General features: G+C 54.7%; 1 protein-coding gene. It reads left to right on the top strand.

Going from position 1 to position 665, the window contains the following annotated elements; translation table 11 throughout:
* Window positions 1–640, top strand: a 640-nt coding sequence (locus tag J7438_RS26745; protein ID WP_209279055.1) for a putative 4-mercaptohistidine N1-methyltransferase, incomplete at its 5' end; no start/stop codon positions are given.
* Window positions 641–665 lie beyond the last annotated feature (25 nt).

A 665-nucleotide genomic window follows, 5' to 3' on the forward strand; every position in this document is an offset into this window, starting at 1 on the left:
TGAAGTCAGTGGCGATACACCCCGAACACGGGCACTGGACCTGGGCTGTTCAGTAGGGCGCACCAGCTTTGAACTGGCCCGCTGGTTTCAACATGTGGACGGCATCGACTTCTCTGCCCGATTCATTTCTGCGGCGGCCGAGTTGCAGGAGCGGGGAAAAATACGCTACCACCTGACCACAGAAGGCGAACTGGGTGATTACTTTATTGCCGATACCACGGAGATGGGTCTGGATGATGTCGATACCAGCCGTATCCGCTTTACCCAGGGGGATGCCTGCAACCTGAAACCCATGTTTAACGACTATGATCTTGTTTTTGCCGGTAACCTGATTGATCGCCTGAATAACCCTGCGCAATTTCTGGACATGATTCATGAGCGCATACGCCCCGGCGGCATCCTCGTGATCACTTCGCCCTATACCTGGCTGGAAGAGTATACGCCCCGCCAGAACTGGCTCGGTGGCATCCGTGAAAATGGTGAAGCCCTGGACACCTATACCGGACTGCAAAGAGCGTTGAGCAAACATTTTGAGGAGGTACGCCCCCCCGTCGATCTCCCGTTTGTGATCAGGGAAACAGCCCGGAAATATCAACATACGGTTGCCCAGTGCACAGTGTGGCGGCATAAAACACTGTAATCCGGCCCCGTGTCTGTGTACCTCA

Source organism: Thalassotalea sp. G20_0 (assembly GCF_017744175.1).
Lineage (GTDB): Bacteria > Pseudomonadota > Gammaproteobacteria > Pseudomonadales > Endozoicomonadaceae > Endozoicomonas.